Origin of the sequence: Robertmurraya sp. DFI.2.37 (assembly GCF_029211245.1) — a bacterium.
Lineage (GTDB): Bacteria > Bacillota > Bacilli > Bacillales > Cytobacillaceae > Robertmurraya > Robertmurraya methanolica_A.
This window is the reverse complement of record NZ_JARGEJ010000004.1, coordinates 144,590-158,189: the sequence shown is the minus strand read 5'-3', so window position 1 is coordinate 158,189 and position 13,600 is coordinate 144,590. Positions and strand designations below refer to the sequence as shown.

General features: G+C 38.7%; 13 protein-coding genes. 9 read left to right on the top strand and 4 right to left on the bottom strand.

What is annotated here, in order from left to right:
* Positions 1–1,048: 1,048 nt before the first annotated feature.
* A complete protein-coding gene (locus tag PZE06_RS03995; protein ID WP_150915211.1) occupies positions 1,049–2,221 on the bottom strand; it encodes an MFS transporter in 1,173 nt (390 codons plus the stop codon).
* An 80-nt stretch (positions 2,222–2,301) separates the two neighbouring features.
* On the opposite strand from PZE06_RS03995, the gene yeiL reads away from it, so the two are divergent.
* Positions 2,302–2,973 (top strand): transcriptional regulator YeiL, encoded by a 672-nt coding sequence (gene yeiL / locus PZE06_RS03990; protein ID WP_150915212.1) that lies wholly within the window; start codon positions 2,302–2,304, stop codon positions 2,971–2,973.
* 91 nt (positions 2,974–3,064) lie between these two features.
* Here the strand turns inward: yeiL and PZE06_RS03985 are convergent, their stop codons facing one another.
* Positions 3,065–3,475: a hypothetical protein gene (locus tag PZE06_RS03985; protein ID WP_095312269.1), complete on the bottom strand. Its 411-nt coding sequence runs from the start codon at positions 3,473–3,475 to the stop codon at positions 3,065–3,067.
* 832 nt (positions 3,476–4,307) lie between these two features.
* Between PZE06_RS03985 and PZE06_RS03980 the strand changes: the two genes are divergently transcribed.
* The 3 genes from PZE06_RS03980 to PZE06_RS03970 are packed head-to-tail and all read left to right on the top strand — an operon-like array spanning position 4,308 to position 6,235.
* Positions 4,308–4,862, top strand: a complete 555-nt coding sequence (locus tag PZE06_RS03980; protein ID WP_191963190.1) for an Ada metal-binding domain-containing protein — start codon at positions 4,308–4,310, stop codon at positions 4,860–4,862.
* On the top strand, positions 4,846–5,754 hold the full coding sequence (locus PZE06_RS03975) for a DNA-3-methyladenine glycosylase family protein (protein WP_150915214.1): 909 nt from the start codon (positions 4,846–4,848) through the stop codon (positions 5,752–5,754). Before PZE06_RS03980 ends, PZE06_RS03975 begins: the two co-directional genes overlap by 17 nt.
* Positions 5,747–6,235: a methylated-DNA--[protein]-cysteine S-methyltransferase gene (locus PZE06_RS03970; protein ID WP_150915215.1), complete on the top strand. Its 489-nt coding sequence runs from the start codon at positions 5,747–5,749 to the stop codon at positions 6,233–6,235. The genes PZE06_RS03975 and PZE06_RS03970 overlap by 8 nt, the downstream gene beginning before the upstream one ends.
* Before the next feature lie 92 nt (positions 6,236–6,327).
* Here the strand turns inward: PZE06_RS03970 and pdxR are convergent, their stop codons facing one another.
* On the bottom strand, positions 6,328–7,788 hold the full coding sequence (gene pdxR, locus PZE06_RS03965) for a MocR-like pyridoxine biosynthesis transcription factor PdxR (protein ID WP_150915216.1): 1,461 nt from the start codon (positions 7,786–7,788) through the stop codon (positions 6,328–6,330).
* A 125-nt stretch (positions 7,789–7,913) separates the two neighbouring features.
* Between pdxR and PZE06_RS03960 the strand changes: the two genes are divergently transcribed.
* From PZE06_RS03960 to PZE06_RS03945, 4 genes are all read left to right on the top strand, one after another.
* Positions 7,914–8,519, top strand: a complete 606-nt coding sequence (locus PZE06_RS03960; protein WP_150915217.1) for a LysE/ArgO family amino acid transporter — start codon at positions 7,914–7,916, stop codon at positions 8,517–8,519.
* Positions 8,520–8,737: 218 nt separating this feature from the next.
* Entirely contained in the window at positions 8,738–9,490 is a 753-nt protein-coding gene (locus PZE06_RS03955; RefSeq protein WP_150915218.1) for a MerR family transcriptional regulator, read from the top strand.
* On the top strand, positions 9,480–10,415 hold the full coding sequence (locus PZE06_RS03950; RefSeq protein ID WP_150915219.1) for an ABC transporter ATP-binding protein: 936 nt from the start codon (positions 9,480–9,482) through the stop codon (positions 10,413–10,415). The genes PZE06_RS03955 and PZE06_RS03950 overlap by 11 nt, the downstream gene beginning before the upstream one ends.
* A complete protein-coding gene (locus PZE06_RS03945; protein ID WP_150915220.1) occupies positions 10,412–11,143 on the top strand; it encodes an ABC transporter permease in 732 nt (243 codons plus the stop codon). The genes PZE06_RS03950 and PZE06_RS03945 overlap by 4 nt, the downstream gene beginning before the upstream one ends.
* 84 nt (positions 11,144–11,227) lie before the next feature.
* Here PZE06_RS03945 and PZE06_RS03940 read toward each other — a convergent pair whose 3' ends face one another.
* The gene (locus PZE06_RS03940) at positions 11,228–12,658 is read right to left on the bottom strand and encodes a carbon starvation CstA family protein (protein WP_150915221.1); all 1,431 of its coding nucleotides are present in this window, start codon (positions 12,656–12,658) and stop codon (positions 11,228–11,230) included.
* Between the two features lie 179 nt (positions 12,659–12,837).
* Here PZE06_RS03940 and PZE06_RS03935 point away from each other — a divergent pair, with 179 nt between their 5' ends.
* Complete coding sequence (locus PZE06_RS03935; protein WP_225310774.1) at positions 12,838–13,506, top strand: glycerol-3-phosphate responsive antiterminator; 669 nt, start codon at positions 12,838–12,840, stop codon at positions 13,504–13,506.
* Positions 13,507–13,600: the final 94 nt, after the last annotated feature.

The following is a 13,600-nucleotide window of genomic DNA, read 5'->3' as shown; positions in this document are numbered from 1 at the left end:
GCTGAAAATGTAATCTTACTCATGTTGTCTCACCTAATCCCCATATCTTGAAATTCAAGTATATTAAAAAATACCTGTAGATAAAACACTCTTTTTTTGAGTGTCTTAACTACAGGTACCATATTAAAAAGACCTCTGTTTTTAATTTTGTTTAGCATGCAGAATACCATGCAGTCGGAACAAATAGTTAATAGTTAAAATCATGCCTCTGTTTTTATCTCTACTAACGAAAATCCAAACACCAATTCCAGTTACTGCAGCAATAAGCTAGTTACCCATCTGGGAGGACTCAAAAAGTATGCTACAGTCGCATTTAAAGCAACTACTCTATCACCATGGATAGCTAGATTCCTTTTTAGTTTTTGTACAAAGGTATGTGAGCAATATACCTTAAGGACTTACCATGTAAATTCCCAATCAAAATTTTTTTAACAATATCCATAATTTGGATGCCTTCAGTATTGGTTTGATATGGGCATTAAATTTGTTTTTTTGAGTGTTAATATGTTAATAGTAAGCAAAACTTGCTGTAAGGGCCAGTAAGCTAATTATGAGGGTGAGAGAAATTAAAAAAAGATAGGTTTTCTAAAGCATTATAACACTTCTTTTATTTGGTATGTTTAGTTATTTTTACCATTATATTTAGACGATTGTCAATTAATTTCCAGTAATATCTAAAATTATTACGAAATCTTCATAAACTTGGATGTTATTATTTTTTATAATATATCAAAGAATTGCTGTAATAATGAGAGGGTATATAATTTATAAGAATATTCAAGGTGGTCTTGAGATTGGATTATGAGGTTATGGCTATTTCTTTGTTTAAAGAAAGGAATCTTCAGTTTCTAAAGTATGCTATGCTTCTTGATTCTGTTGATTTTTGGCTCTTTTCGTAAGAATCTTAGTTTCTCACGTCATTAAAGCTATGCAAAAAAGATAGCTCTGACTTTGATGAAATGCTGGGAGAAAGCTTGTCCTCTCCCTCGTTTCGTCGAGTCAGAGCCAAAATAAGCCTCAAATGCATAATCAACTGTATTGTTTAATATTATGTGGATGCTAATACTTCTTTTTTATGCTCCAACTTCCTGTACACAAGTGCAATGAGCAGTCCAGGTATGGTACAAGCAATCATTCCGATAAAAGCATATCGTGGTTCGATCTCGTATAAAAAGCCGCCGAATACAGTGAAAACAGCTGTACTCCAGCTTAGAGCAAGCGCGGAATAGACACCCTGTGCTTTTGGAATCTGAGCATGGGGAATATTCTTGATTAGGTATTTCATAAAGGCATAATGTCCCATTGCAAATGAGAAGGCATGCAAAGTTTGGGCGAGACAGAAGACAAGGACATTTGGAAATGTAAAGACTAATATCCAGCGCAAGGTTGAACCGATGGCTGAAAGAGTTAGTAAGGAGCCGACTGAAAACTTTTCAAAGCTTCGGTCTGCCATAGAAAAAAAGATGATTTCCGCAATGACGGCAATATTTAGAATAAGGCCAATTAAGTATACAGGCGCCTGAATGTCTTGAAGGAAAATATAGCCATAGTTGTAATAGGTAGCATGGGCGGCCTGTAATAAAATCACAATCGTGAGAACTAAGCTAAAGTGTTTAATCCGAAATAGTTGGATCAGGCCAACTTTTTGCGACTGCTCGATTTTAGGCTTTGAGGTTAAAATGACGGGTGCATTCAAAAAACCGAGAGCGACAAATCCCATTATTCCAAGCAATAATGCCCAATAAATCACTTCATCGCCAAGAATTCCTGTAAATATCGTTAATACCATTCCGATGGAGATAAACCCGATCGAGCCCCACTGGCGACTTCTGCCGTAATGTTTCAACTGTTTACTTTGAACAAGAATTCCAGCAGCTGTATCTAGGGCAGGCATCAATGTTGGATAAAAAACATGCAAAATAATTGTTATCATAAGCAAGCTTGTGAAGGAGTCTGCCGGAATATAACAGAGTATCGCTACAAACGTACCAATACCAGCGATATTCAATAAAGTTTTGCTGCTAACTCTTTCTGATAAATAAGGGAACGCAAATAAGGTAGAAAGGCCTCTTGCCAGCAATCCAAAGCTCATGATTAAGCTTGCCTCGGAAACAGTAATTCCTTTTGTATAAATCATCCATCCTGACCAGTAGGGTAGAAAAACTCCCCAAGTCATAAAAAAGGTAAAAAATTGTGTACTCATCCAGCGTTGTGTATTCATGTATATCCTCCTCATGATTGCATGATATCATGGAATAAAGATGTAATAATATGAGATATCTCATATTTTTGAGGTGGAAAATGGAAATATACAAAGGGAAGAAAAAACACAACTTTATGGAACAACACTCTATCGCTCATTTATTCTCTTTTCCTGTTGAAGAGTTTATCGAAATACGTGAGTATAAGCGGGACGAATGGATCATTCAAGAAGGAATGAGACCGGATTTTCTTTTTTATGTTATGGAAGGAAAGGCGAAAATATATATCACCCATCAAAATGGAAAGGTATCATTGATTAATTTTATCAATGCCAATGAGTATATTGGCGAAATGGAATTACTGAATGATGTTTATTATACAAAGGGGATTCAGGCCTCAACGAAGACCATTTGTTTTGCGCTTCCGATCCATCGTTATCGGGGGCAATTGTTGGAGGATGCAAAATTTTTACGTGAATTAACGAAGTTTCTCAGTGTCAAGGCCTCGATAATGGCTGCGAAGTATTCGCAAAGCCTCGCTTTTCCACTTGAGAACCGACTTGCTGATTTTATCCTGCAAACAGCTGATGAAGGAGTATATAAAGAAAAGCATGTAGCCGTCTGTGATTATTTAGGTGTTTCTTACCGTCATTTATTGCATGTCCTCACGCAATTTTGTGAGAAAGGTTACATGCAAAAGGATGGAAGGGTTTATCATATTAAAGACTATGCCTCCTTACATGCGCTTGCTGATGTGCTGGGAAATAGGTAAAGGAGTGCATAGTTTATCAGCCTACACACTGATCCCAGTCCTCAGCTTGTCATCACCGATACAGAAAATTATTGAAATATAGTGTCTCCTTCTAATTAAGTGGTTGGTTATTACCGTCCACAATGACAATATCGTTTTGATTAATAGTTACATTTTTCTCCTCTTCAATGATATTGATCATCATTTCTTGTAATGTTTGCATCGACGCTTCATCAACATTTTGTTCTAAATCCAAAATGATAGAGAGAGATAACTTTCCCTCACCTAGTTCAGAGGCGACTAATGAAACTGAATCTGTTGTCGTATCTAATTGTTCAACGAGAAAGTTTACTAGTTTTCTTTCTACATTCTTCAACCCCTCAAGCTTTCTTTCCTCGACCGTATTGGTCTCAATGTGATTTGAAAAAGCCTCTCGATTCTCAGTTTGAACCGTTTCATTACTCCCGCAGCCCGATAATAGAATAACTAAAATAATTGGCGCAAATAGAAGATTTTTAAGCATCTCTCTCATCTCGCTTTCTTAAAAATGGCAGAGTTTGTATAGGTGCCAATTTATTTTTTTGAAGTACTCTTGCCATTCCATATACCGTTAGAATGGACAAAGGAAAAAGGAGAATGATTAAAACGAGAGCAATGAAATCTGTAGTTGGGGGTAAAGGGTACAAAACTATTAAAAATGAAGCCTAAAATTTTGAAATAGAGATAGAATATAAGGCAGGTTAAAAGTAATTCAATGATACGTCTCAACATGGACCAGCACTCCTAAACCAATAATCTTTATTTTAACATATTCTTACAAATAAAGGTGCGTTGGTATGAAATTGATTTCATCTATTTATTGACTAGGATAAACTAGAGTCAGGTAATGAAAATGAGTAAGTTGCTCCTTAAACGAGGAAGAAATACAGGCGATCTTGCAGGAACTGGTTATAGTGACATATGAGAAAAATACAATCCTTCTGAAGCAAGGAGAAGTTGCGAATAAATGTTATTCTGTCCTACAAGGCTGTGTTAGAAATTACTTTGTTGCTTCCGAAGGGACATTTTTTTGTTATTGTATCACTCTCCTGTAGATGCTGAAGAGAGTATATCATGAGGAGTGATTTTAGTTCATTGACTTAAGTTAAGAAATGAAAATAATGGCTCATTTTCAGACCATAAGAGCAAGAATAAGGACGAGAAGATGCGTCTGCTCTTGTTAAAATAAAGTTCAACAGTTCGAGCATGCAAGCTTCACACAAAAGTGAAAAGGACAATAGTCCGTTCTTTTCTTAGATCGTACTTAAAAGGTGGTGTAAATATTGACGTCAGGCCTCAACCTTACTTTTGAAGAGATGTGGGAAAAGATCATGGCGTGTGATCGGAAATATGATGGTCTCTTTTTTACGGCGGTAAAAACGACGAAAATCTATTGTCGTCCATCCTGCCGTTCCAGAAAACCGAAAAAAATAAATGTGGAGTTTTTTTACGATATGAAGGAAGCAGAAAAGGCGGGTTATCGGCCATGTAAGAGATGTCAGCCTGAAGCAGCCCATTCTCCACAAGTGGAATTAGTAAAAAACGTTAAAGCGTTTTTACTTAATCATTATAAGCAAAAGTTAGAGCTGCAAGATATAGCGGCGCATGTTGGCTTAAGTGCTTATTATCTTGAAAGAGTGTTTAAACAGGAAACGCAGGAAACTCCGAGAACTTATTTAGAAAAAATTAGGGTGGATAAGGCGGCTTATCTTCTCGCCACAACCGATCGAACAAATCTTGAAATTTGCTATGAAGTTGGCTTCCAAAGCTCTTCATCATTTTATAAAGCATTTCGCAGTTTAAAGAAATTTTCGCCAAGTGAATTTCGAACACTCGCAGTTATGGATGGTCATCATGAACTGGATCGTTAAAGGCTCATTTATAGAGATTTATCCACCATCTAATTTTAACTTTCAGGAGTGTTTGCTTTTCCTAGGGAGATCGGATAAAGAAGTGACGCATCAAATAAAAGATGATCATCTGTATAAGCTGATAAAAGTGGATGAAGAGGTCATTTTGTTAAACATCAGCTATTTTCCGCATGTCATTAAAGTTGAGTTCCCTATGGGGACACCTTCGAACAGTAAGCTTAAAGGCGCAGTCTCATATATATGGGAGTGGTTTGATTTGGATAAACCGCTAGAGGAATTTTATAAAATGGCAAGAACGGATAAAATTTTGCTGCCGCTCATTGATAGATATAATGGTTTGCGAATCATAGGGATTCCAGAGCTATTTGAGGCATTGACTTGGGCAATTATTGGTCAACAGATTAACTTAACCTTTGCTTACACATTAAAGAAACGTTTCGTTGAACATTTTGGAGAAAGCTATGAGATCAATGGATATACGTACTGGCTTTTTCCTGACGTTTCGGCGGTCGCATTATTGCAAGTGGAAGATTTGAGAGCTCTTCAATTTACAGCTAGGAAAGCTGAATATGTCATTGGGATTGCGAAATTGATAGCAGCGGGTCAATTGTCAAAAGAAAGTTTGCTTCAGACGGAGGATTCCCAAGAAATTTATGAGCGTTTGTTGGATATTCGCGGTGTGGGAGCATGGACAGCAGACTATGTCATGATGAAGTGTTTTCATCATTCATCTGCTTTTCCTCTTGCTGATGTGGGTCTTCATCAAGCATTAAAGAAACAATTGGCGCTGGAGAGAAAACCGACGATAGAGGAAATAGAGGAAATGGCAATGAACTGGAAAGGTTGGCAAGCCTATGCAACTTTTTATTTGTGGAGGTCCTTATATGAGTAAACGATATCAATTAGATTACGAATCACCAATTGGAATTATTGAGATTTTTGGCAATGAAGAAGGAATTTACTCGATCTTGTTTTCTGAAAAAGATACACCTGAACATTTTGTCGACGGTAACCTTCCAAATCCTTTCATTGATTGTTTTCACCAGCTTGAGCAATATTTTAGCGGAAGCCGGCAAGACTTTACCTTTCCCTATCTTTGCAAAGGGACTGATTTTCAAAAAACAGTGTGGACCGCTTTGACGAAAATTCCATACGGAGAAACGGCTTCCTATAAAGATATCGCAGTTTCAATTGGAAAGGAAACCGCTGTTAGAGCCATTGGACATGCCAACGGACAAAATAAATTAAGCATTGTCGTCCCTTGTCATCGTATTGTTGGTTCAAATGGCAACTTGACTGGTTACGCTGGTGGTTTATGGAGAAAAGAGTGGCTTCTCAAGCATGAGAAGGGGGATAAAGTTTACTCAACTTAGTTTGAAGTAGGACATTGTCCAACCTTATTAAAAAGGCGATTTCTCCTTTGCACTGCGGCGATGCAGGATGAAACACTCCAAAGTTACTGAAGTTACCGTAAATTTGGAGTGTCATGAGCAATAAGCTCTGATAAACGAATGAGTCCTCTTTCAAGTTGTTCAAAGGAAGCATATGAGTAGGATATGCGCAGATGATCATCGTCATGTTTATCGTAGATTAGTCCGGGATTCAGTAATATTTTCTCTTGAAGTGCTAGTTCGAATAGTTTTCGAGTGGATGAGTTTGTTGTCAGTTTGAGCCAGATGTAAAAACCCCCTTTTGGAATAGACCAGGTTGCGAAATTCGAAAAATATTTTTCTAGAATCTGTACAGTAAAGTCTCTTCTTTTTCTTAGCTCTGTTCTTATTCTTTTTGCATAATCAGTAAACAAACCATTGCTTAGCCATTTTTCTACTGCGTATTGGGAAAGGGAGCTTGAGCCGTAATCAGTTTGCATTTTAATATCAGCCAAACGGTCGATAACAGGTTCAGGTCCGACGATCCAGCCTATTCGCAGCCCAGGGCTCAATATCTTTGAGACACTACCAATATATAAAACATTTCCTTGAGTATCCTGTGACTTTAAAGGCAGTGGCGGCGGGCTATCGAACCATAAATCACTGTACACGTCATCCTCAATGATGGGAAGAGCTGCTTTTTGGCAGACCTTTAATAATTCCTGCCGCCTTTGTTCAGACATAACAATACCTGTTGGATTGTGGAAGGTTGGGATGGTATATAAGAGAGCAGCGCGATGCTGTCGTTTCAGCTGATCAATTTTCTCAAATTTTACCCCTTCTTGGTCTAACGGTACTCCTAGCAAATTCATTCCCGCCGATTGGAATAAGTGCACGGAGTTTAAATAGGAGGGGGACTCGTGCAGAATCGTAGCGCCCCTTTCTAGCAGCCCGATTGAGATTAATTGCAATGCTTGTAGCCCACCTGAAACGATCAGAATGGATTCAGGGGAGGCGATAATTCCTTTAGTTCTTAAATATTCACTCACTTTTTGCCGTAATGGAAAGCGGCCTTTAGGTTCAACATAGCCAAGTGATAGATTGTCATTTTGGGCATCTTGAAATATTTTTAGCATTTGCCCATTCGGTAATAGCTCAGGAGACAGCTCGCCAGTTCCTAATCGGATGACAGCTGGATCAGCCTCAGAGCGATTAATCTCTTGGATAATATCAATATTCGGCTTGTAGATTCCTGAATTAACATAGCTTTTCCAATCGGGAGGCGGCATTGAAGTAAGGAGACTCCAAGTGTTATTAATGACCTCCGTTCCACTTCCTACCTTTGATTGCAACAGACCATCAGCAATCAATCCCTCAAGCACGTAAACGATCGTACTTCGATTCACTTCGAACTGTTGTGCCAAGCTTCTTTGGGTTGGGATTTTTGTACCGACTGTCCATTCCCCATTTATAATTTTTCCTTTTAAATAATCATAGATTTGCTGATGCAACGGTATAATAGAGTTTTTGTCTGGCTTCCAATGAATGTCCCGCATACGCAACCTCCGCTCTTGCTTTCTTTCATTTTAACAAATTGGTTGGGTTATAGACCATCCAATTGGTTGCAGACAGAAAGCTATTGTTGAAGTACTCTAGAGAAAAAAGAGGAGGTAACGATAGCGTGCAAGCAATTATTCACGGTACTCTTTTAGCGTTCGGGCTAATTTTACCTTTAGGAGTTCAAAATATTTTTATATTTAATCAAGGGGCTGCTCATAAGAAACTGATCCATGCTTCTCCAGCCATCATAACAGCTGGAATCTGTGATTCTATTCTTATTCTTTTAGCCGTGCAAGGTGTTTCGGTGGTTGTGCTAAATTTTGAGTGGTTAAGAAGTTTACTGTTTATTATTGGCTTCTTCTTTTTAATATATATGGGATTTGTTATGTGGAGAAGTGCTCCTGAAGAGAAGGGGGACAGTCAAAAACAGTTCTCCGCCCGAAGGCAAATTGCTTTTGCAGCATCCGTTTCATTGCTCAATCCCCATGCGATTATGGATACGATCGGGGTGATTGGTACGAGTTCTCTTGCTTATTCAGGTCAGGACAAGTGGCTTTTTACGATGGCTTGTATTTTTGTATCTTGGGCTTGGTTTTTTTCCTTGGCTTTATTAGGTCGAGGGATTGGACAACTAAGGAATAATAAAGTGCTTTTAAAGCGCATGAATCAAGTTTCTGCAATTATTATTTGGATGATGGCTGCGTATTTGATATTAAATTTATTTTAATTGATTGCTAATATATTGAATCTCAAAAGGATCTTGTCGTGTGAAACTTTGGTTCACACGACTTTCAGTTATGCTGAAAGTTTTTTATTTCATGAATCAGAGGGAAAATAAGCTAAAAATCAACACTGACATATAACAAAGTCATTTTTTAAAATTTACACTTGAACACAACGTTACGTGTGGTTTTATACTTAAGGAAACAATTGGAGGTGGGGATCATGTATACGATAGGAAAATTGTCAAAGAACACGGGGGTGACGGTGAGAACGCTTGATTATTATGATGAAATTGGTCTGATCAAACCATCAGCTAAAACGAGTGGGGGTCATCGCCTATATAATGACGATGATTTAATGAAACTAGAACGTGTTTTAGCACTAAAATACATGGGATTTTCGCTAGATAAAATCAAAGTCATTATGGAGAATTCAAATCCGACTTGGGAACAATCAATCCAACAGCAATTAGATTTGGTGAAAAAGGAACAAGAGCGATTAAAGATGTTAGAGCATACTCTTAATGGCATATTGTATTCTATTGAACTCGAAGGGGAAGTTAGCTGGCCCATTGTTTTTAGTATTATTCAACTGTACCAACAAGACCCGGAAAAGGCATTAGAGCAGTATAAGGAATATTTAAATATAGAAGAAATGGAAAAAGTGATGAAAATGAATGCAACGAATATGAGCAAAGCAGATATTCAAGAGTGGGTTGAGTGCATCAAGGATATTAAGAATCATCTTGATCTTGACCCAACTTCAGATAAAGCACGGGTATTAGCTGAAAGATGGCTAAATCAAGCAGAAAAAATGTTTGATTGTGATGAAAATTTGCTTGGGAGTATGTGGGAAGCGTTGCAAAACATGGGAGAGGGGATTGTGTTTTATCCTATGGATAAAGATGTGGTCCACTTTATCGAACGTGTTTTTACCATCAACAATCAGCAAAGGGAGAGAAACGATGATTCTTAATGTGGAGAACGTAACTAAAGTTTTCTCTAGTAGAGGCAAGGAGAAAATAGCAAATGATCACTTGTCTTTTACGATCAGTGAGGGCGAAGTGTTTGGGCTTCTTGGACAAAATGGGGCCGGGAAAACGACATTAGTCAATCAAATTCTTGGTTTATTAACCCCGGATCATGGAGAGATACTCCTTTTAGGGAAATCTGTACTAAAAGCACCGGCTCTTGCTCGTTCTATTTGTTCAGTACAGCCGCAATCCCAAGTTCCTCTTGGTTCATTAACGCCAAAGCAGGCTGTTACTTTAATGGGGAAAATGAGAGCGGGAAAAGGTTTCAATCCGAAACGAGTCGATGAATTATTCGAAGCGTTAGATATGGCGGATTGGGCAAATGTAGAAGGAACGAAACTATCAGGAGGCGCCCAAAGACTTACAGCTTTTTGCATGGCGGTTGTTGTTCCAGGAAGATTAGTCATATTGGATGAACCGACGAATGATGTGGATCCTGTACGCAGACGTTATCTATGGCAAGTGGTACGCAGTATAGCTGATCAAGGAGCGTCAGTTATTCTCGTAACTCATAATGTCCTTGAGGCAGAAAAAGCAGTTGATCGTTTAGCGATTATAAGTAACGGAAAGTTTCTAGCGCAGGGAACTCCGAGAGAGGTAAAAGGGGCCGTAAGTAATAAAGTGCGGATCGAGTTAAGTTTAGTTGATGAAATAGAAGAAGTTAGCGTCCCAGATGGGGCTCATTCTTTACGCCGAAATGGTTCACGTTTACTGTTTTCGATGGATCCATCCAGTATATCGCCAACGATTGATTGGATCACTGAACAGGTGGCCGGGGGGCGTGTTGTGGATTATTCAATCTCACCAACAACGATTGAGGATGCTTATATAGCTTTAAACTCCAAAAAGACGGAGGGAGCGTCATGAGTGTATTAAGTGCCTACAAGTACGTCTTTCAAATTCAGTTCTTCAGAAATGCTGGCTTTCTCATCTTTATGACATTAATTCAAATACTAATCTCAATAGGGATCGTGATTGGCTTCACTTACATGATTCCAAGCCCCGATACAGATACCATTCTTTTTCTCACAACAGGAGCTCCAACCATTATTCTTATCTTTTCAGGATTAGTTATTTTACCTCAGCAAGTTGGCACTGCTAAATCTGATGGATACTTGAACTTTATGCGCACGTGGCCAGTGAACCGCTCTGTTATTCTTGGGGCTGATACGATTCTCGGATTATTGATAACCATTCCAGGCATTGTTGTTTCGACGATTGTTGCTCATCTTATGTTTAATCCAGGATACGATCTTTCTTGGACAGTTGTTCCCGCTTTATTAATGATTGCTTTAACCTCCATTGGTGTTGGCTATGGGTTTTCATATTTGTTATCGCCGGTAGCGTCGCTGAGTGTGTCGCAAATCGTTGTATTTTTTTCATTGATGTTCTCCCCGGTTAATTATCCGATGGATAGACTTCCAGAATGGCTTCAAGTGCTGCATGAGTTTTTGCCGATTTACTCAATGGCAGAAGTGATGCGGGCATCCTTGGCAGCTTCTACTTTTGATGCAAGTTTAGGTAATTACATTAATTTATTAATATGGTGTATTTTAGGATATGGAGGAGCCATATTTATTTTAAATAAACGCTAATAGCAAAATGAAACCGATGATAGTGTAGCTTTTAAAAAGAAAGGCAGAGTCCAGTTTCATTAGGACTCTGCCTTGTTTTAATGATTATGCTGCAGTTTCAGTTAACTGTTTTGTAATTTTACTGCGAATTTTGTATATATACCAGATCGTAACGGCGATGGTGATGAACGCTCCAATCATCATGGATAACTGATAATTAAGATTGAATCCTTCTGGGGCATAAAATATATAGCTTCCAACAACTCCTGTCATGAAGAGCGCAGGGATTCCGCAAATCCAATGGAATTTGCCATGGCGTAAGCAGTAGATCGTTGCTGCCCAAAGGGTTACGGTTGCAACCAGTTGATTGGACCAGCCGACATACCTCCATAGGAAGGAATAGTCAATGGTCGATAAATAGAATGCTGGAAGTGCAACAGGAATAGAAAAGGCAAGCGCTTGTTTCCAATCTGTCTGCTTAGTGCCTTTAATGTGAACCATCTCTTTTAAAATCATCCTCGATGAACGAAGGGCTGTATCACCTGTTGTGATCGGCAGGATAATCACACCGAGCACAGCTAAAATACCACCTAATGTGCCTAAAAGGGAAGTGGATATTTCATTTACAGCACCGGCTGGTCCACCTGCGGCAATGGCTGCTTGCAAGCCCTCTGTTCCGTTAAAGAACGTCATCCCCGCTGCCGCCCAGATTAGCGCAATCACACCCTCACCAATCATGGCTCCGTAAAACACTTTGCGGCCGTCACGCTCATTTTTTAGCGTTCGAGCAACAATGGGGCTTTGGGTACAATGGAATCCAGAAATCGCCCCGCATGATACAGTCACCATTAACAACGGCCAAATCGGCAGCTCTTGTGGATGTAGATTAGCGAATGTCAGATTTGGAATAGGTGTATCGATAAATAGTAAGGCCCCACCGATAGCTACAGCCATGAAAATCAGTATCGCTCCAAAAAGGGGATAAATTTTACCAATCACCTGATTTACCGGTAGTATTGTTGCGATTAAAAAGTAAGTAAAAATTAGGATTAATACTGTACTGAATGAAAGTGGAGTTAGCTGGGCAATCAATTGAGCAGGCCCGGCTGTGAAAGCAGCCGCTACAAGAATCATTAAAACGAGTGAGACAATATTAATGATAAATTTCATATTTTTCCCTAAATACCGGCCAACAAGTTCTGGGTATTGGGCACCGTTATGGCGAAGGGACATCATTCCTGAAAAGTAGTCATGCACTGCCCCAGCAAAAATGCAACCGATCACAATCCAAATGAAAGCAACGGGTCCATATAAAGCCCCCATTAGCGCTCCAAATATTGGCCCAAGACCAGCGATATTCAATAATTGGATGAGCCAGCCTTTCCACCATGGCATGGGAACATAGTCAAGACCATCCTCTTTCGTATAGGCGGGAGTTTTTTGACTGGGATCAATGCTAAAGATCCGTTCAACGACCTTTGCATAGACAATATAGCCTAAAATTAAGAGTGCGATGGATGAAAGAAATGTAAGCATGTGAGAATCCTCCTGATGAATATTTTTCAAATTGTCAGAAAATATATCCTATACTATCAAAAAAAGCTAGAAGCATCAATTATTTTTTCAGAAAAATAAAACAAAACGCATTTGTATGAATTTTTCGTGAGGAGACTGGCCTTTCTCCAGTCTCTTACTATGTGTCGCAGCTGAAATTTATGCTACCATTGGTTCAAGTAGGTTTAGTAAAAGAAGAAAGGAACAGGGGAAGAATGGGAGAGAAAAGAGAAGGAACGGTATTACGAAGCAGACTAGAAGAATACAAAATGGTGGCTGCTGTCAAGGAACCAAAATTCATCGAGCGAGCGCTAGCAAACAAGGAGCATTTAAGCGCAGTTCTGTTAATGACGGGGACGATATTAACGGTAAAAAGATATGTCGATTTTATTCAATCCCATGGTCTTCCAGTCATTCTCCATGTAGACAAAATTGGAGGATTACAAATGGATCGAGATGGTATTGAGTTCATTAAGAGAAACGTAAAGCCGACTGCTATTGTGACAACTAAATCAGCAGTCATTAAAAAAGCAAAGTTGAGTGGACTATTCGTGATTCAACGAGTCTTTCTGATCGATACAGAAGTTTTTAAAAATTTGGAAGAGGACGCCAATCAAAAGCAAATCATTTCGGATATGATTGAGATTATGCCATGCAGGGCGCCGGATTTTTTAAGAAGACTAGCAAAAGTATCACCTGTGCCCATTATTACAGGTGGTCTATTAAATCAGTTTGAACATGCAGAGGAGGCGTTAAATAATGGAGCCTTGGCGATTACAACCTCTAATGCGGAAATGTGGGAATTTAATTTTAAAGATAAATCATTTTAGTATTTTACAAAAAGTTTACGATTAATAAATACTTTATTAATAAATTCTTTCTATAGTGAATATATCAAGTGAATAGATAATCGGTGCGAACAGA

Bases quoted from the DNA above. Each gene is read 5' to 3' on its own strand.
- PZE06_RS03995 (WP_150915211.1), bottom strand. From the start codon at position 2,221: ATGAATACACAACGCTGGATGAGTACACAATTTTTTACCTTTTTTATG.
- yeiL (WP_150915212.1), top strand. From the start codon at position 2,302: ATGGAAATATACAAAGGGAAGAAAAAACACAACTTTATGGAACAACAC.
- PZE06_RS03985 (WP_095312269.1), bottom strand. From the start codon at position 3,475: ATGCTTAAAAATCTTCTATTTGCGCCAATTATTTTAGTTATTCTATTA.
- PZE06_RS03980 (WP_191963190.1), top strand. From the start codon at position 4,308: ATGTGGGAAAAGATCATGGCGTGTGATCGGAAATATGATGGTCTCTTT.
- PZE06_RS03975 (WP_150915214.1), top strand. From the start codon at position 4,846: ATGAACTGGATCGTTAAAGGCTCATTTATAGAGATTTATCCACCATCT.
- PZE06_RS03970 (WP_150915215.1), top strand. From the start codon at position 5,747: ATGAGTAAACGATATCAATTAGATTACGAATCACCAATTGGAATTATT.
- pdxR (WP_150915216.1), bottom strand. From the start codon at position 7,788: ATGCGGGACATTCATTGGAAGCCAGACAAAAACTCTATTATACCGTTG.
- PZE06_RS03955 (WP_150915218.1), top strand. From the start codon at position 8,738: ATGTATACGATAGGAAAATTGTCAAAGAACACGGGGGTGACGGTGAGA.
- PZE06_RS03950 (WP_150915219.1), top strand. From the start codon at position 9,480: ATGATTCTTAATGTGGAGAACGTAACTAAAGTTTTCTCTAGTAGAGGC.
- PZE06_RS03945 (WP_150915220.1), top strand. From the start codon at position 10,412: ATGAGTGTATTAAGTGCCTACAAGTACGTCTTTCAAATTCAGTTCTTC.
- PZE06_RS03940 (WP_150915221.1), bottom strand. From the start codon at position 12,658: ATGCTTACATTTCTTTCATCCATCGCACTCTTAATTTTAGGCTATATT.
- PZE06_RS03935 (WP_225310774.1), top strand. From the start codon at position 12,838: ATGCTACCATTGGTTCAAGTAGGTTTAGTAAAAGAAGAAAGGAACAGG.